The sequence below is a fragment of the Streptomyces sp. NPDC006487 genome (genome assembly GCF_042870555.1).
Classification (GTDB): domain Bacteria; phylum Actinomycetota; class Actinomycetes; order Streptomycetales; family Streptomycetaceae; genus Streptomyces.
This window is the reverse complement of the sequence record NZ_JBIAHN010000008.1, coordinates 205,774-223,275: the sequence shown is the minus strand read 5'-3', so window position 1 is coordinate 223,275 and position 17,502 is coordinate 205,774. Positions and strand designations below refer to the sequence as shown.

Annotated in this window: 10 protein-coding genes; 1 reads left to right on the top strand and 9 read right to left on the bottom strand. The window is 73.0% G+C overall.

Annotated elements, in window-relative coordinates; translation table 11 throughout:
• The first annotated feature begins 83 nt into the window (after window positions 1-83).
• Complete coding sequence (locus ACFYM0_RS16030) at window positions 84-710, top strand: hypothetical protein (RefSeq protein WP_388501432.1); 627 nt, start codon at window positions 84-86, stop codon at window positions 708-710.
• Here ACFYM0_RS16030 and ACFYM0_RS16025 read toward each other — a convergent pair.
• The 9 genes from ACFYM0_RS16025 to ACFYM0_RS15985 all read right to left on the bottom strand — a co-directional run bounded on the left by ACFYM0_RS16025 (window position 637) and on the right by ACFYM0_RS15985 (window position 17,455).
• Window positions 637-1,953, bottom strand: a complete 1,317-nt coding sequence (locus ACFYM0_RS16025) for an MFS transporter (protein ID WP_388501429.1) — start codon at window positions 1,951-1,953, stop codon at window positions 637-639. The genes ACFYM0_RS16030 and ACFYM0_RS16025 overlap by 74 nt on opposite strands.
• A 92-nt stretch (window positions 1,954-2,045) precedes the next feature.
• On the bottom strand, window positions 2,046-3,329 hold the full coding sequence (locus ACFYM0_RS16020) for a homoserine dehydrogenase (RefSeq protein ID WP_388501426.1): 1,284 nt from the start codon (window positions 3,327-3,329) through the stop codon (window positions 2,046-2,048).
• Window positions 3,330-3,351: 22 nt separating this feature from the next.
• Window positions 3,352-5,856 (bottom strand): amino acid adenylation domain-containing protein, encoded by a 2,505-nt coding sequence (locus ACFYM0_RS16015; protein ID WP_388501424.1) that lies wholly within the window; start codon window positions 5,854-5,856, stop codon window positions 3,352-3,354.
• Window positions 5,853-6,650: a hypothetical protein gene (locus tag ACFYM0_RS16010; RefSeq protein ID WP_388501421.1), complete on the bottom strand. Its 798-nt coding sequence runs from the start codon at window positions 6,648-6,650 to the stop codon at window positions 5,853-5,855. Before ACFYM0_RS16010 ends, ACFYM0_RS16015 begins: the two co-directional genes overlap by 4 nt.
• Window positions 6,647-7,690, bottom strand: coding sequence for an NAD-dependent epimerase/dehydratase family protein (locus tag ACFYM0_RS16005; protein WP_388501418.1), 1,044 nt, complete (start codon window positions 7,688-7,690; stop codon window positions 6,647-6,649). Before ACFYM0_RS16005 ends, ACFYM0_RS16010 begins: the two co-directional genes overlap by 4 nt.
• 4 nt (window positions 7,691-7,694) lie before the next feature.
• Window positions 7,695-9,014, bottom strand: coding sequence for a cytochrome P450 (locus ACFYM0_RS16000; RefSeq protein ID WP_388501415.1), 1,320 nt, complete (start codon window positions 9,012-9,014; stop codon window positions 7,695-7,697).
• 20 nt (window positions 9,015-9,034) lie between these two features.
• Window positions 9,035-10,351, bottom strand: coding sequence for an MFS transporter (locus ACFYM0_RS15995; RefSeq protein ID WP_388501413.1), 1,317 nt, complete (start codon window positions 10,349-10,351; stop codon window positions 9,035-9,037).
• Complete coding sequence (locus ACFYM0_RS15990) at window positions 10,338-13,991, bottom strand: type I polyketide synthase (RefSeq protein WP_388501410.1); 3,654 nt, start codon at window positions 13,989-13,991, stop codon at window positions 10,338-10,340. Before ACFYM0_RS15990 ends, ACFYM0_RS15995 begins: the two co-directional genes overlap by 14 nt.
• A complete protein-coding gene (locus ACFYM0_RS15985) occupies window positions 13,988-17,455 on the bottom strand; it encodes an amino acid adenylation domain-containing protein (protein ID WP_388501407.1) in 3,468 nt (1,155 codons plus the stop codon). Before ACFYM0_RS15985 ends, ACFYM0_RS15990 begins: the two co-directional genes overlap by 4 nt.
• Between the last annotated feature and the right edge of the window lie 47 nt (window positions 17,456-17,502).

Below are 17,502 nucleotides of genomic sequence, written 5' to 3'. Positions count from 1 at the left end.
CTGGCAAGGAGTTGGCAAGTAATTGACAAGATAGGCAAGTCTCCCTAGGCTCTCGAGCGGGAATCAAACCGGAGGCCTGAGACATGCAGATGAACTTCGCCGGTGCGACGCAGATTCGCCATGCGATCCAGGGCGCGCGTTCGGAAGTGCTCCTGGCCGTGCCCGGCTCCTGTTCGTTCGACGGACAGCAGGTGGACGTCACAGCGGCGCACAGCATCACCGGCGACCCCGGTGTCAGCGTGCAGATGTATGTCCCACCGACCGCACGGGACGCGCAGGCGCTGAACGCGCGGTCGCTCGCCGCGCTCGCGAAGGACGGCATCCAGATCCACTCGATGGTGGACGCCGCCCCGCGGATGGCGATCATCGACCGCTCGATCGTCGTCCTGGCGCGGAACCGGGAGGACTATGGCAACGGGGCCCTCATCGGCCGTGAGCTCCCTTTCACCTCGATGCTGGTGCGGTCCCTGACGGCTCCCGCGCCCGCCGGACGGGAGGACGAGCCCGCAACCGACGGGGACCTCCACCCGCTCTCCCGCGAGGTGCTGCGCCAGCTGACGCTCGGTACCAAGGACGAGGCGGCCGCCCGCGAGATGGGCATGGCGCTGCGGACCTACCGGCGGGTGGTCTCCGGGCTCATGGATTCGCTCGACGCGCGCAGCCGTTTCCAGGCCGGGTACCGGGCGGCGCAGCGCGACCTGCTGCTCTAGGGCCTGTCGTCATCGTGAGGCTGACCAGCGCGCCGGCGGCCAGGAAGACCGCACCGATCAGGTAGGGAGCGCGCAGGCCGCCCATGACCGCCAGCCCGCCTCCGAGGAGCGCGCCCAGCGGGGCCGCGCCCAGGGCCGCGATCCGGCTCGCGGCGGTGACCGGGCCGAGGAGCTCGGCCGGCAGTACCGATTCGCGTACCGAGGGAGCCAGTACGGTCGTCGCACCCAGTGCCGCGGCCCGCAGGAGCACGGCGCACGCCGCCGCGAACGGGCCGGCGGCGAGTCCCAGGCCCAGCTGGGCGAAAGCGAGCAGGACGGCCGTCAGTGCCAGCGCGCCACCGGTGCCGACCCGCTCCGTCAGCCGGCCCGAGACCAGGCTGCCGAAGAAGCACCCGGCGGCCTCGACGGCGAGCAGCACACCGATACCGACCGGCCCGAGGCCGAGTTCCTCCTGGGCGAAGAGGACGAAGACGGCGGTGCCGGCGGCGAAGGCGAGATTGCAGAGTGCCGACCGCAGGGCCAGACCGAGCAGCAGGGGATCGCGTACGAGGTACAGGGCGCCCGCCCGCGCATCCTTCAGGGCCGAGCTCCCCGTACCGCGGGGCGCAGGCGCGCCCGGGGGCAGGGAGCGGATCACCAGCGCGCTGAAGAGGAACGACAGGGCGGCGGCGACCAGCGGCACGGTGCGCCCCAGAGTGAACAGGGCCGCGCCCGCGAGCGGTCCGGCGACGCCCTCGGTGACGTCCGTCGTCGCGCGCAGGCGCACCCGGGCCCGCCTCGGCAATTCCGGTTCCCCGCGCACGAGTTCCGGAAGGTACGCCGCGGCGGCGGTGTCGAACAGGATCCGGCCGGCGCTCAGCAGGAACGCCAGCGCGGCCAGCGGGCCGATCCCGATCCAGCCGGTCGCGGCCAGGGCGACCCCCGTCAGCACCAGTACGGCGCGCACCGCGTCGGTCGTCCACAGGGTGCGACGGCGGTCCCACCGGTCGACGAGCGCCCCGCCCACCAGGCCGGAGAACAGCCAGGGGAGCAGGGCCGCCGCGGAGACGAGGGAGAGCTGGAGCGGGTCGCGGGTCAGGCTCGCGGCCAGCAGCGGCGCGGCCGTCAGACAGGCGCCGTCGCCGAGCGAGGACACGCCCGACGCGGCGCAGAACCGCCTCAGGGCGCCGGGCAGGGGCGGCCGGCCCGCGACGCGGCCCGTCCCTGCCGGGGAGGTCCGGCCCGGGGCCGTCGGGCCGGGCACGGTCGGTGTCGGGCCGGTCGGTGTCGGGCCGGCCGATGTCGGGCCGGTCGATGTCAGGCCGGTCGGTGTCGGGCTGGTCGGCGACAAACCGCTCAGCGCCCCTCGATGCGGACGATGCTGGTCACGCCGTGGACGCCCGCCGTGCCCCGCAGGGTGTCCACCGCCGCGGACAGCGCCGCGTCGGTGGCTTCGTGGGTGGACAGGGCCAGCGAGCAACCGCCCTCGTGACGGCGCTGGTTGAAGGACTCCACCGACACGCCGTGTTCCGCGAGGACGGTGGCCACCTCGGCGAGCAGTGCCGGCCGGTCGGCCACGTCGAGGCCGACGTGGTAGCGGGTGACCACCTCGCCCATGGGTCGCACGGTGAGCTCGGCGTACGTCGTGGCGCCCGGGCCCGTGACCCCGGCCAGCTTGTTGCGGCAGACCGCGACGAGGTCACCCAGGACGGAGCTGGCGGTGGGAGCACCGCCCGCGCCCGGACCGTAGAACATCAGCTGCCCGGCGGCGTCCGCCTCCACGAACACCGCGTTGAACGCGCCCCGTACGGCGGCCAGGGGGTGCTCCAGCGGGATCATCGCCGGGTGGACGCGGACCGTCACGGACGCGCCGTCGGTGCCCCGCTCGCAGATGGCGAGGAGTTTGACCGCGCAGCCCGCGGCCTTGGCGGCGGTGATGTCGGCCGCGGTGATCCCGGTGATGCCCTCGCGGTGCACGTCCTGCACCCGGACGCGGGTGTCGAAGGCGATCCCGGCCAGGATCGCGGCCTTGGCGGCCGCGTCGTGGCCCTCGACATCGGCCGTGGGGTCGGCTTCCGCGTAGCCGAGGGCCGTCGCCTCCTTGAGCGCCTGCGGGTAGTCCGCGCCGAGGGAGTCCATCTTGTCGAGGACGAAGTTCGTGGTGCCGTTGACGATGCCGAGCACGCGGTTGACCCGGTCCCCGGCCAGCGACTCGCGCAGCGGACGCAGCAGGGGGATGGCGCCCGCGACGGCGGCCTCGTAGTAGAGGTCGACGCCGTGGGCCGCGGCGCCCGTGTGCAGGGCGGCGCCTTCGGCGGCGATCAGGGCCTTGTTGGCGCTGACCACCGAGGCGCCGTGGGCGAACGCCGTCGTGATCAGGTCGCGGGCCCGGTCCAGGCCGCCGATGACCTCGACCACGACGTCGATGTCGCCCCGCGTGACCAGCCCGTCGGCATCGGTGGTGAGGAGGTGCTCGGGTATGCCGGGGCGGGGCAGCCCGTCCCGGCGCACCGCGACCCCGGCGAGCTCGACGGGTGCACCGATGCGTGCGGTGAGTTCGGCCGCGTGGGTGTCCAGGTAGCGGGCAACCTCGCTGCCGACCACTCCGCACCCGAGCAGGGCTACTTTGAGTGTGCGCATGGTCCGGCTCTCCTTCCGAAAGTCAATGTGCGTGAGCGGGAGCCGGGTTGATCAGTCCCGCGATGGCCCGTACGGACGAGTCCTCGAAGACCTTCTTGATGCGCAGCCGGACGCCGCTGCGCTCGTGGAGCTGGTTGATCAGCCGGCTCGCGAGCAGGGAGTTGCCGCCCAGGGCGAAGAACTCCTGCTCGACACCGACCGAGGCGACGCCCAGCAGCTCGGTGAAGAGCCCGGCCACGAGGAGCTCCTCGGGCGTGGCGGGCGCCCGGCCCGCCTGCGCCACCGGAGCCGACGGCTTGGGCAGGGCCTTGCGGTCCAGCTTCTCGTTCGGGGTGAGCGGGAGCTCGTCCAGTACGACGAACGCGCTGGGCACCATGTAGTCGGGCAGTGCCGCCTCGGCCTGGGCGGACAGCTTCGCCACGTCCGGGGCGGTCCCCGTCGCGGACACGAGGTACGCCACGAGCCGCTGGTCTCCGGGTGTGTCCTCGCGGACGAGACACACGGCCTGGCTGAGCTGCCCGTCGCGCAGCAGTACCGATTCGATCTCCTCCAGCTCGACCCGGAAGCCCCGGATCTTCACCTGGTGGTCGAGCCGGCCGAAGAACTCGATGACGCCGTCGGAGCGCCAGCGGGCCGCGTCTCCCGAGCGGTACATGCGTGCGCCGGGTTCGCCGTACGGGTCGTCGACGAAGCGGTCGGCCGTGAGCTCGGGCTGCCCCAGGTACCCCTCGGCCAGCTGTACACCGGCGAGGTAGAGCTCGCCGATCGCGCCGGGCGGGAGCTGGCGGCGCTGCTCGTCGAGGACGTACAGCCGGGTGTTCCACACGGGGCGTCCGATCAGCACCGGGCCGGGCTCCGGGTTCCTCGGGCACAGCATCGAGGTGACGTCGACCGCCGCCTCGGTGGGGCCGTAGACGTTGAACAGGTCGGCCTCCAGCACGGAGGCGAACCATGCCTGCAGTTCCGCGGGCAGGGCCTCGCCGCCGCAGACGACACGGCGCAGGCTGACGCACTTGGCCGCGTCGGGCTCCTGGAGGAAGACCTTCAGGCCCGAGGGGACGAAGTGGGCGATGGTGATGTTCTCGGCCGCGATCGTCTCGGCCAGGTAGGCCGGGTCGCGGTGCCCGTCCGGGTCGGCGACGACGATCGAGGCCCCCGCCAGCAGCGGCCAGAAGACCTCGCGGACGGTGACGTCGAACCCGGCCGGCGTCTTCTGGAGGAGCCGGTCTTCGGGGCCGAGCGGGATCTGGTGCTGCATGTGGTGCAGCCGGTTGGTGATCGCCCGGTGGGCGACCACCACCCCCTTGGGGCGTCCCGTGGAGCCCGAGGTGTAAAGGACGTAGGCCGGGGTGTCGGGGGTGAGCGGAGCGCGCCGGTCGGCGTCGGTGGGGCTGGTCGGGTCGCTCCGGTCCAGGCGGGCCACGGTGGCCTCGTCGTCCAGAACGAGCTGCTCCGCGGCCACCAGGACCGAGCCGGTCAGGCCGGTGATGGTCACCACGTGGGAGGCGTTGGCGTCGGAGAGGACCTGGTTGATGCGCTCCACCGGGTAGCTCGTGTCCACGGGCAGATAGGCGGCGCCCGTCTTGGTGACGGCCAGGCAGGTGACGACGTAGTCCACGGAGCGCGGCAGCACCATCGCCACGATGTCGCCGGCCCCCGCGCCCGAGGCGATCAGCAGCCGGGCGATCCGGTTGGCCCGCGCGTCCAGTTCGGCGTAGGTCAGCCGCTCGCCGTCGCGGCTGACGGCGAGCCGCCCGGGGTGCGCGGCCGCGTTCGCCTGGACCAGTTCCGGGAGGGTCAGGTCCGGCACCTCGTGCGCCGTGTCGTTCCACTCGTGCATGATGCGGCGGTACTCGGCCGGGGTGAGCAGGTCGATCCGGCCGATCTCGGCGGTCGCTCCCGCTTCGAGCAGCCGCTGCGTGAAGTGGCCCAGGCGGCAGGCGTGTTCGGCCGCCTCCGGATCGGTGCGGCCCGCGCCCGAGTCCGAGCCCGCGCCGGCGTGCGCGGCCCGGGCTCCGCCCCGCAGGCGGGCGGTCCGCGGGTCGAAGGCGAACTCGAAGGCGAGAGCGCAGGCCGGGTGGCCCGGCACACCGTCCCCGCCGTTCCCGTTGTCGGCCGCGGTGTCCGCGGCGTCCGCGAAGAGCACCCGGGCGCTGACCGGCGGCGCGTCCGTGTCCGCCGGCCGCGGAGCGTCCCCGGCGTTCCCGGTGTTTCCGGCGTCCCCGGCGTCCCCGGCGTTCCCGGTGTTTCCGGCGTTCCGCGCGAGGTACGCCCGCGCTTCGCCGGTCAGGTCGGCCACGGTCGTCGTGGGTTCGACCCACAGCCGGACCGTGCGGGGGCCCACGGCCAGGACGATGTCCCGGGCCGCGGTCATCCGGTGCTGGTAGGCCGCGGCGGCGGCCAGCGCCAGCTCGTGCCAGTCGGCCCCGAGGGCGTCGAGGAGCGCTCCCGCGGACGCCTCGCGGGGGAGGTCCCCGTCCCGTACGGCGGTGTTGCCCTGTTCCATTGCGATCTCCTGCACGCTCATGCGGAGCGCTCCTTGAGGATGCCGTGCACGGCATCGGCCACGTCCTGGTTGTTCAGCAGTTCCCCGGTGCCGAGCGGGAAGCTCCGCTCCCGCAGCGCCAGCGGGGCGCCCGGACTGGACGTCGCCGAGGTCAGCGCGAGGGCCTTGGCCCAGCCCGCCGCGGGGTCCAGCGCTTGGGCGCCGTTCAGGTAGGACACGTAGGAGCGGAACATCCCCATCAGGTCCCCGGCCGTCTCCTCGTCCAGCCCCAGGCGGTCGAAGGCGAGTCCGGCGGCGCTCTCGTAGAGCTTGACGATCGCGAGCGCGCCGGAGCGGAAGTCGTCCCGCGCCATCTCGCAGACGGTCAGGGCTTCGGCGATCCGGCTGCCGCGCTCCTCCTCGGACAGGAGCGACATGGCGTCGACCGCCTTCTTGAAGTCGCGGTAGAGGCTGAGGGAGTCGACCGGCTCCGGATCGAAGAGCAGGAGCGCGGGCCGGCTGCCCTGCTGCCGCTCGATGTGATCGGCCAGCGCGGCGGCGAACACGCCGCCCACGCAGTAGCCCAGGACGGCCTCGACGTGGCCGTGCGCGCTCCCGGGCAGCTCGCGCCACCACCCGAGGTAGGCCTCGGCGTCCAGTACCTCCGTCTCGGCGGCGTCCGGCTGGGAGGTCAGCCAGAGGTCCCGGCCCGGCGGCAGCAGCGGGGCGAACCGGCGGAAACCCGCCTCGGCGCGGGCGGTGGAGTCGAAGTCGACGGCGAGCACCGTCTTCTCCGGGTCGCCCTCGCTGATCCGCTGCCAAGAACCCGTGCTCATACGAGGTCTCCCTTCTCCGTCGTCTCCGTCGTCTCCGTCCGCGCCCCGGCTTCCAGCAGCGCCAGCTCCTCGGCCGTGGTGAGTCCCGCCTTGCGCTCGCGGTCGAGCCCCAGTTCACGCTCGTACGCGAGGACGTCGGCGACCGTCTCCTCGAAGGGCCGGTGCACCAGGCCCGCGGCGAGGGCCCGGGAGTGGTCGTGCGCCATGAACCCGTAGTCCTCCGGGGGAACCCACAGGGGCAGCGACTTCTCGCCCCGCCACACCTGGACCCCGGACGCCTCCAGCAGCTCGGCGGACAGCGGTACGAGTGCGGTGTCCGGGGTGCCGACCGCCTTCACGACCGCGGCCAGCAGCTCGCCGAAGGGGCGGGCCGGCCCGACGCCGTTGTACGTTCCGCCGGTTCCCCGCTCGCCGGCTCCGACGATCCAGGTGGCCATGTCGCGTACGTCGATGTGCTGCGTGGGCTGCTCGAGGGCGTCCGGGACCACGACCCGGCCGCCCCGCGAGATCCTCGCGGGCCAGTAGCCGAACCGGTCGGAGACGTCGCCGGGGCCGATGATCAGGCCGGAGCGCACGATGAGGGCCCGCTCGCCCATGGCCTCGCGGACGGCGTTCTCGCATCCGACCTTGATGCCGCCGTACAGGTGGGGGTGCTGGATGCGCTCCTCCGCGGCGGCCCCGCTCGTGGCGGGCTCGTGCAGCTCGGAGTCCTCGTCCTGACCGGTGGTCACCGCGTCCGCGTACACGTTGATCGAGGACACGAAGGTCCAGTGGGACGCTTGCGCTCCGAGGGCCGTCAGCGCGTCGCGCACCCACGGGTAGGACATGGTCGCCACGTCCACCACGGCGTCGAACCGCTGTCCGGCCAGCGGCTCCAGGCCGTCGGGGGCGTCCCGGTCGACCCTGACGAGGGTGGCGCCGTCGGGCACCCGTCCCGAGGTGCCGCGGGCCGCGCAGACGACGTCGTGGCCGCGGCGCACCCCCTCCGCCGCGATGGCGTGGGACAGGAAGGCGGTCCCGCCCAGTACGAGCATCTTCATGGGGTCACACGCTCCCGTGCGCCACGGGGCAGCCCGACGCCTCGGGGGCGGCCGCGGCCGCCGTGTCACGGGGCAGCCGGCGCTCGTACCGCACGGGCAGCGAGGCGAGGCCCCGGCTGACCGAGTTGTCGTACACCCACTGGGTCTCCTCTTCCGGGACGGCCAGGGTGATGCCGGACAGGCGGCGCAGCAGGGTCGGGAAGACCACGTGTCCTTCGAGGCGGGAGAGCGGGGCGCCGGGGCAGTAGTGCGCGCCGTGGCCGAAGGTGAGGTGCTTGTTCGATCCCCGGGTGATGTCCAGCCGGTCGGGCTCGTCGAAGATCTTCGGGTCCCGGTTGGCGGCGGCGATGAGCAGGTGGACGAAGGCCTCCTTGCCGATCTCGACCCCTTCGATCTCCATGTCCTGCGCCGCGACGCGCAGGGTGCCGCGGTAGCTCGGCGATTCGAACCTCAGGAACTCCTCGACGGCCGACACGACAAGCTCCGGGCTGGCCTTGAGGAGGTCGAACTGGTCCTTGTGGGTGAGCAGGGCGTGGAGGCCGTTGCCGATGAGGTTGGTGGTGGTCCGCTGCCCGGCGATGATCACCAGCGACATCGTCGAGGCGATCTCGTCGATGGTGAACTTGTCCTCTTCCTCGGCCGCGACGAGCAGCTGGCTCACGAGGTCGTCACCGAGGTCGGAGCGGCGCGCCTCCAGCAGGTCGAGGATGTACTGCTCGAAGGCCGAACTGACCTGCTTGAGGCGCTGGTTGCCCTCCTCATCGGCGTACGGGGCGCCGCCGAGGACGTGCGACCACTCGTACAGCATCTCGCGGTCCGCGACGTCCACCCGGAGGTATTCGAAGATCACCATGACCGGGAGCACCCGGGCGAACTCCATGAGGTCGACCTCGCCCGACTCGGGAAGGGCGTCGATGAGCTGGTCGGCGATCTCCTGGATGCGGGGGCGCATCTTCTCCATGCGGCGCGGCACGAAGGACTTGCTGACGAGCTTGCGGAGCCGGGAGTGGTCGGGGGCGTCGGCGATGAGCATGTTGCGGGACTGCACGGGGCTGTTGTCGTACAGCTGGTCCCGGAACCACTTCGGGGTGTTCTCCAGCGACTTCGAGATGCGCGGGTCGCCGAAGGCCTTCAGCGCCATCTCGTAGTCGGACACGATGTAGGCCTCGGCGCCGGGCGGGTGGTTGATGGCGCGGACCGGGCACGTCTGACGCAGCTCGGCGTACTGGGCGTTGCGGTCCTCCAGCGGGTGCGTGAAGAACTCCGGCGGGAGCGGCTCGTGCGCTGCGGCGGTCACCGGCACGTCGATGGCGTCCTGGGTCATGGCGTTTCCTTTGCTGTGGTTCACGAGGGGTTCTCTTCGAGCGAGGCCAGCGTCCGGATGCTCCGGGTCAGGGTCGGCAGCGCCGCCAGCGTCGCGATCACGCCGACGGTGGCGAACACCCAGACCGGGCCCCAGGCGTCGAAGATCGCTCCGATCGCGAGGACGCCGACCGGCGAGATGATCGTGGAGGTGAAGACGATGGCTCCGAGGACCCGGCCCTGGAGCTCATCGGGCACGGTCTTGGCCGCGTACGTCAGGAACAGCGCGTTGATGAGGGGACCGCGGACGTACACGCAGGCGACGACGATGCCGAGCGGGATGACCCCGGGGACCGTCATCAGCAGGGCCGCCGCCAGCGGGCCGATCCAGTAGCCCGCCATGAAGATCACCGACGGGCGGACCCGCTTGATGACGGTGCCGGCCAGCAGCGCGCCGACGAGCGCGCCGGTGCCGGCCACCGACAGCGTCAGGCCGATGAACGAGTCCGACGCACCGCGGTCCTTGCCGGTGGCGATGACGGCGAGGGACATGCCGACCGTGTTGAAGGCCAGGTTGGACAGCGTGATGCTGATCATCAACGGGCGCAGGACGGGGTCCCTGGTGAGGTACCGGAACCCTTCGAACAGGCCCTTCTTCCCCTCGCCGGGGGTCTCCGGCCGGGGCACGCTCCTGACGAACAGCATCAGGACCGCGGAGGCCGCGAAGGAGACGCACCCGGCGACGAAGGGAAGCGCGCGGGCCATTCCGTACAGCACGCCGCCGATGGACGGGCCGGCCGTGATGGCGCCGAACCACCTGATCTGGTTCTGGGCGGTCGCCTGGGCCAGCTGGTCCGGCCGCACCAGCTGCTTGATCATGGCCATGCCCGCGGGCATGGACACGCCGTGGCAGCAGCCCGACACGATGGCGATGACGAACGCGAGGGGCACGTTCATCGACCCGGCGAAGAGCAGGGCGGCGAACATCCCGAGCAGCACCGCCCGGACCACGCTCGTCACGATGAGCAGCCGCTTGCGGTCCACCCTGTCGGCGAGGATGCCGCCCCAGAAGGACGCCAGGCCGTTGGCCAGCAGCTGGGCGGAGCCGACGGCCCCGGCGTAGGCGGCCGAGCCCGTGCTGGCGAGGATCAGCAGCGGATAGGCGATGCCGGCGGCGTTCTCGCCGACTCCGGCGAGGGCCTCGCTGCTCCACAGGGCCTGGAAGGAGCCGTTGCGCAGCAGCGAGCGCTTCTCGACGGGCGCGGCTTGCGGTTCCTGGGTTTGGGGTTCCCGGGCCGGCGGCTCCGCGGCTTGCGGTTCCTGGGTTTGCGGCCTGGTGGCGGAGTCATCGACCGTCATGGTCCGTTCCCTTCCCGGCGGGGACCTCTGCCGGAAGTGCGTCGAGCAGCGTGGTGGCGAGTTCCCCCACGTGAGGGGCGCGGAGCATCGACCAGTGGTCCCCGCTCACTCCCCGGACCGTCAGGCCGCCCGGGTACAGGCCGCTGATGTCGCGGCGCAGGAGCTCCGCCCCGCGCGCGTCCACCCCGACCTTGAGCACCACGGCCGGGCAGCCGGCCGGACGCGGCCGGTACCGGGAGAGCACCCGGAACTTGTCCATCAGGAGACCGCGCAGGGCGGGGTTGCGCCGGGCCTGCACTCCGACCCGGCCGATGCCCAGCACCGCGCTCGCCATGAGGCCCAGGTGCCCGAGCACGAACTCGGGGTCGGAGCCGATGGTCCGGCCCGCGCGGCCGGGTACGTAGGCGTCGAGGCACACGAGCATGTCGACCCGCTCGCCCCTGGCAGCCAGTTGGAGGGCCATCTCGTGGGCCACGACGGCGCCGAAGGACCAGCCGCCGAGGGTGTAGGGGCCCTCGGGCTGGGCCGCCAGCAGCGCCTGGAGGTGGTGGGCCGCGGCGGCCTCGACGGACATCCGCGACGAGTTCGCCACCTGCGGTTCGAGCCCGTGGACCGGGCGCTCGGTGTCCAGGCTCGCGGCCAGGGCGCGGTAGCTGAGGGAGGACTCGGCGGCGTCGGCCACCAGGAACAGGGGCCGTCCGGTGCCCTCCTTGAGGACGACGGCGCCCGTGGCGGGCGCCGAAGCGGCGGTGCCGCGCTGCTGCTCGGCCAGTTCGAGCAGGTGCCCGAAGGTGGGCCCGCGCAGGAACTCGGCAGCCGATACGACGACTCCCGCCTTCTCGCGGAGCTGGGTCATCAGGTTCAGCACCATCAGCGATTCACCGCCGAGGGCGAAGAAGTCGTCCGCGGCGGACGCCGAGGACACGCCCAGCGCCCGGCACCACAGCCGCTCCACCTGCCCGCGTACGGGCACCGACCGGTCGGCCGCGGGCGTACGGCGCTCCGCGCGCGCGGCCTGCGGCGCCTGGCCGGCCTGAGGGTCCCGGAGGGCGAAGGGGTGGCCCGGCAGGGAGCACAGGAAGGGACGCTCCCCGGTGCCCGCCAGCGTTTCCTCCACGAGGTCCAGGCCGTGCTCCCACAGGGTTCCCAGCGCGCGCAGCAGCCCGCGTTCCCCGTCCTCGGGCCTGCCCAGCATCGGCACGCTCGCGTGGGAGGGGTCCCACTCCCCGCGGAACCGCAGGGCGCCGAGCATGGTGCTGCCCGGCCCGAGCTCGATGAACGTGTCGCAGTCCGACCCGAGCAGGGTCTTCATGCCGTCGTCGAGCAGCACCGGCCGGCGTACCTGCGCGGCCCAGTACGCGGGATCGCACACGGCTTGGGGGTCCGCCCAGTCGCCGGTCACGTTCGAGACGAGGCGCAGGTCGGGAAGGTGGGTGCGGGTGGCGCCGATCAGCTCGGTCAGCCGGTCGGCGACGGGGGCCTGGATGTCGCAGTGGGCGGCCCGGTCCACGTTCAGCGGGCGCAGGTCCAGGCCGGCGAGGGCGTCGCCTTCCAGTAGCCGCGTCATCTCCCGCTCAGGACCGGACAGCACCACGCCACCACGGCTGATCATGGAAACGGCGATCCTGCCGTCCAGGGGAACCCGGCGGGCCACCTCGTCCAGGGGGGCGTTGACGGCCACCATCCGGCCGGGCTCGGTGGCGCGCAGCCCCTGGGCCCGCTCGTAGACCAGGACCGCGGCATCCGTCGGGGACCACACCCCGGCGAGGGCGGCGGCGGCGTACTCGCCGACGCTGTTGCCGAACAGGGCGGCGGGCTTGATCCCCCAGTCGCCCAGCTGACGGCCGAGCGAGTAGCCGATGGCGAACAGGCCCACCTGCTGGTGCGCCCAGTCGTCGAACCACTCGCGCGGTGCGCCCGCCTCGGTCACGATCGGCGACAGGTCCACCCCGTAGGTGTCGCGGACGAACCCGCCGATCTCGTCGAAGGCGGCACGGAACTCCGGCAGCAGCCGGTGGGCCGCCGCACCGGCGGCGTGCCGCAGCACTCCGTGCCCGGGGAAGAGGAACGCCACCTGCGACAGGGACCTGGCGGCGGCGGGCCGCGGCGCCTCGCGCAGCAGCTCCGCGGCCTGGGCCCGGTCCCGCGCGACGAAGGCCTGGCGGTGGCCGAAGCCCCGCCGGGAAGCGAGCGCGCGGGCGGTCTGTGCCAGGTCCGGGGCGTCATCGGCCTCGAGGCGGGCGGCCAGGTCCCGGCGGAGCCGGGCGAGGGCGTCGTCGGACGCCGCCGAGAGGGTGAGCACGGGCGGCCTGGGCCCGGCGGCGGGCTGCTCCCGTTCGGGGGCGGCCTGCAGGATGACGTGCGCGTTGGTGCCGCCGACGCCGAAGGCGCTCACTGCCGCCGTGGGGGTCCCGTCCCCGGGCCAGGACCGGGTCTCGGTGCACACCCGGAACGGCGAGGAGTCGAGGTCGAGCAGGGGGTTGGGGCTGCTGAAGTGGAGGGTCGGCACGAGTTCCCGGTGCTCCAGCATCAGCACCGTCTTGATGAAGCCCGCGACACCCGCGGCCGCGCTGGTGTGGCCGATGTTGCTCTTGACCGCGCCCAGCCACGTCGTGGGGTCCCCTTCGCGCGCCTCGAAGGCGTCCGTCAGCGCGGCCACCTCCACGGGGTCGCCCATCGGGGTCGCCGTGCCGTGGCACTCGACGTAGTGGATCTCCCGGGGGGTGACGGCGGCGACCTCGTGCGCGCGCCGGATCACCTCGGTCTGGCCGGGGATGGACGGGGCGGTGAAGCCCAGCTTGTCGCCGCCGTCGTTGTTGAGCGCCGAACCGCGGATGACCGCGGCGATCCGGTCGCCGTCGCGCAGGGCGTCCGCCAGGCGCTTGAGGACGACGACCCCGACGCCCTCGCTGGGGATGGTGCCGGCGGCCTTCGCGTCGAAGGGACGGCAGTGGCCGTCGGGCGACAGGATGCTGCCCTGTTCGTGGAGGTAGCCCCACTCTCCCGGCGGCGACACCGCCACCCCGCCCGCGAGGGCCGCGTCGCATTCGCCGCCGCGCAGCGCCTGGGCGGCCATGTGGATGGCGGTGAGCGAGGTGGAGCAGGCCGTCTGCACGGTGACCGCGGGGCCGCGCAGGCCGAGCTTGTAGGCCACGCGGGTGGCCACGAAGTCCTTCTCGCGGCTGACGACCCGTACCAGCGGGCTCAGATCGTCCCCGGAGTCCAGCAGCGTCCGGTCGGAACCGGCGTACACGCCGATCCGGCCGGAGAAGCGGCCCGGGTCGATGCCCGCGTCGTCGATCGCGGTAGAGGCGCATTCGAGGAACACCCGCTGCTGCGGATCGATGTGCGAGGCGTCGGCCCGGTTGTACCGGAAGAACGTCCAGTCGAACATCCGGGAGCCTTCCAGGACTCCCTTGGCCGCGACGAACTCCGGACGCCGTACGAGCTCCGGGTCCGCGCCCTTCGCGATGAGGTCGGCGGTCTCGAAGTGGGTGATCCCCTCGACGCCGCCGCGCAGCAGCTCCCAGAACTCCCGTACGTCGGCGGCGCCGGGGTAGCGGCACGCCATCCCGATGACGGCCACCGCATCGTCCGCGGCCCCGCGGGCCGTCTCCTTCTCCCGTGCCGGGGCGCTCACTTGGTCACGGCCTTCGCTACGAGGAGTACGACGCCGGCCGGGGTGGGGGAGAGCAGCAGCGCGCGCAGCTTCAGCGTCACGCCCAGCCGTTCCTTGACCAGCCGGATCAGCTGTACGGCGCCCAGTGACGTGCCGCCGCAGGCGAAGAAGTCGGTGTCGGCGGCGATCTCGCGCGCCTCGCCGTCCGAGCGGCTGCCGGTGCGCTCGATGGCCTCCGCGAAGAGGGCCGTGACCTGTGCCAGTACGTCCTCGGCCGCCGACCGCTCGACCGGCGTGGCGGCCGGGGCCGACCGGACGGCCGGCCCGGCGACCGCGGCGAGGGCCTTGCGGTCGACCTTGCCGTTGGGCGTCAGCGGGATGTTCTCCACGAGCGCCCACAGCGTCGGCACCATGTAGGAGGGCAGCGTGCCGGAGAGCAGGTCGCGCAGTTCGCCCGTGCCGAGCCCGGCGTCCGGCCCGGTGCGCGGGGCGAGGACGACGGCCGCGACGAGCCGCTTCTCTGCGCTGTTGTCGCCGGTGACGACGACCACCGAGTCCTTGACCTGCGGGTGGGCCTTCAACGCGTCGGAGATCGCACTCAGTTCGATGCGGTAGCCGCGGAGCTTGACCTGGTCGTCGGCGCGGCCGAGGTAGGCGAGGCGGCCCTGCGTGTCGAGGCGTACGACGTCACCCGTGCGGTACAGCCGCTCCTGGACGTCGGCCGAGAAGTGGCCGAAGCTCCGGGCGCTCTCCGCCTCGTCGCCCACGTAGCCGTCGGCCAGTCCTTCGCCGCCGGTGTACAGCTCGCCCACCGCACCGGGCGGGACCAGACGCCCGCGCGCGTCGAGTACGTACACCCGGGTGCCCGGGACCGGCGTGCCGATGGGCAGCGGTCCGCAGACGTCCTCGGGCCGGCGCACCGTGTGCGTGGTGGTGAAGGTGGTGTTCTCGGTCGGTCCGTAGCCGTTGGTGATGACCAGGCCGGGATGGCGGGCGAGGGCGCGTGCGGCGTGGTCGTGCGGGACGACGTCGCCGCCCGTCAGCAGCTGCTTCAGCTTGCCGAAGGAAGCGGGGGCGAACTCCTCGACCAGCCGGAAGAGGCCTGCGGTCAGCCAGGCGACCGTCACCTCGCGTTCGAGCAGGAACGTGCCCAGTTCGGACGGGGAGGGCAGCGCGTCCGCCGGGTACACCTCCAGGGTGGCGCCGGTGAGAAGTGCGCCCCACAGCTCCAGGGTGGAGGCGTCGAAGGCCAGCGGCGAGAGCCGGAGCATGGTCTCGCCCGGACCGGTCCGGACGTATCCGGCCTCGTGGACGAGCCGGATGACGGCGCGGTGCGGAACGCCGACGCCCTTCGGTTCGCCCGTGGATCCGGACGTGAAGGCCACGTAGGCCTGCCGTGCCGGGTCCGTCTTGGGCAGCTCGACCGGCTCGACCGGCACGAGGGGCTCGACCGGCACGTCGGCCGCGGGCGACCACGAGGCGTCCCAGGTGGCGGCGAGCGTGACGCCGCGCAGCCCCTCGTGCCCGGCCGCCGCGGGGGAGACCAGCGCGGCGGCGGGTGCGGCCTTCGCGACGATCAGCCGGGTGTGCGCCGGGGGCAGGCTCAGGTCCACACCTACGTACGCGGCGCCTGCGGTGAGGATGCCCAGGACGGCGACCGCCTCGGCGACGGACCGGTCGACACCGATCAGCACCGTGTCGCCCTGCCGGACCCCGGCTTCGCGGAGCAGGCGGGCCTGCTCCGCGACGGCCAGCGCCAGCTCCGCGTAGGTCAGCTCGACCGATCCGTCGCGGACCGCGACCAGGTCGGGGAAGCGCCGCGCCGTGTCCCGGAACATCTCGTCCAGGGACGTGACGGGGAAGTCCTCGCGCACGGCGTTGACCGAATCCAGCCCGGCCCGGCGCTCGTCGGACAGGCAGCGCACGTCTTCCAGTACGAGGTCGCCACCGGCTGCCAGCTGCTCGGCGGCGGCCCGGAAGTCCGCGATGAAACCGACGGCTTCGGCCTCGTTCCACACCGCGGTCGCGTACTCCACGTGGCCGGCGAGCGAGGGCTCGGCGCGGCCGATGAGCAGGGTGAGGTCGAACTGTGCGCCGCCGCCGTGGCCCTCCTCGATCCGCAGGTCCAGCGGACCCGCGGCCAGGCGCTGCGGCACGAGCTGGTCGTGCATGCCGAAGCACACCTGGACGAGCGGGTGGCAGCCGATGCTCCGCTCCAGGCCGAGGCGGGCGACGAGCTCCTCGAACGGCAGCCGGCCGGCGTCGATGCTCAGCGTGAGGGAGCGCTGCACCGAGCGGAGGTAGTCCGCCGCCGACGCGTCGTCGTCGATGTCGATCCGGACGGGTACGAGGTTGCCCGCGACCCCGACCAGGCGCTCCAGCTGCTTGCCGCCGCGCCCCAGCAGGGGCACGCCGACGAGCAGGCTGCGCGAGCCGGTCGTCCGGCTCAGGGTCAGGCCGAAGGCGCCGAGCAGCAGGGCGAAGGGGGTGATGCCGAGTTCGCGGGCGCGCCGGGTGACCGCGGCGCTCGCGCCGCCGCCGAGGTCGACCGGGGCACGGGAGCCCGCGGCGTCCTGGACGGGGGGCCGCTGCCGGTCGGCGGGCAGTTCGAGGACCGTGGGGACTCCGGTCAGGTGGCCCGTCCAGAACCGGGCCTGCTCGTCCCACAGTCCCCCGGCCCGCTCGGAGTCCTGGATGCGGATGAGCTCGCTCAGCGGAACGCCGGGCCCGAAGTCGGTGGGCGCGCCGCCCGCGAGTTCCTCGTAGCGGGCGAAGATCTCCTTCAGCACGAGACCCACCGACCAGCCGTCCAGCACCATGTGGTGGGCCGTCAGTACGAGGGCGCTGCGTCCGGCCGGATGCGTGAAGTGCAGGAACCGCGCGGCCGGGGCCGCCGTCAGGTCGAACGGACGGCGGGACTCCACCTCGGTGGTCCGGCGGACGTACTCCTCGAAGGCGGCCGCTTCGCCGTCGTGCGCGAAGCCGGTGAACTCGGGCGTGTGGTCGGCGAGGACCTCGCGGACCACACCGTCGTCGCCTTCGGCGAAGACGGTCCGCAGCCCCTCGTTGCGCGCGACGGTCGCGTCGACCGCGGCGCGCAGCAGGCCGGGGTCCAGCTCTCCCGCGTCGGTGAAGGCGGTGAAGACCAGGTTGTACGGAGAGCCGCCGGTGATGCTCTCGATGAGCCACATGCCGCGCTGGGTGTGCGAGAGCCCCTTCGGGTCGGCGTCCGAGGGGGCGGGGGCCGTGGCGGCCACCGGGCCGTCCGCGGGAGCGGCCTCGGCCCCGCCGAGGACGGCTGCCAGCGGCTCGCCGCCGAGCAGGGACTTCACGGATATCTTCAGGCCGAGCTGTTCCCTGGCCATGGCCTCCAGGCGCATGGCACGGAGCGAGTCCCCGCCGAGCTCGATGAAGCTCCGCGTTCTGAAACCCGTAGTGTCCGTACCCACGCCCAGAATGGCGGAAGCAAGATCATCAAGCGTCATTGGTTCACTCTCCGGTGAGGAAGGTGGCTACGGCCCGCGCGTCGCGG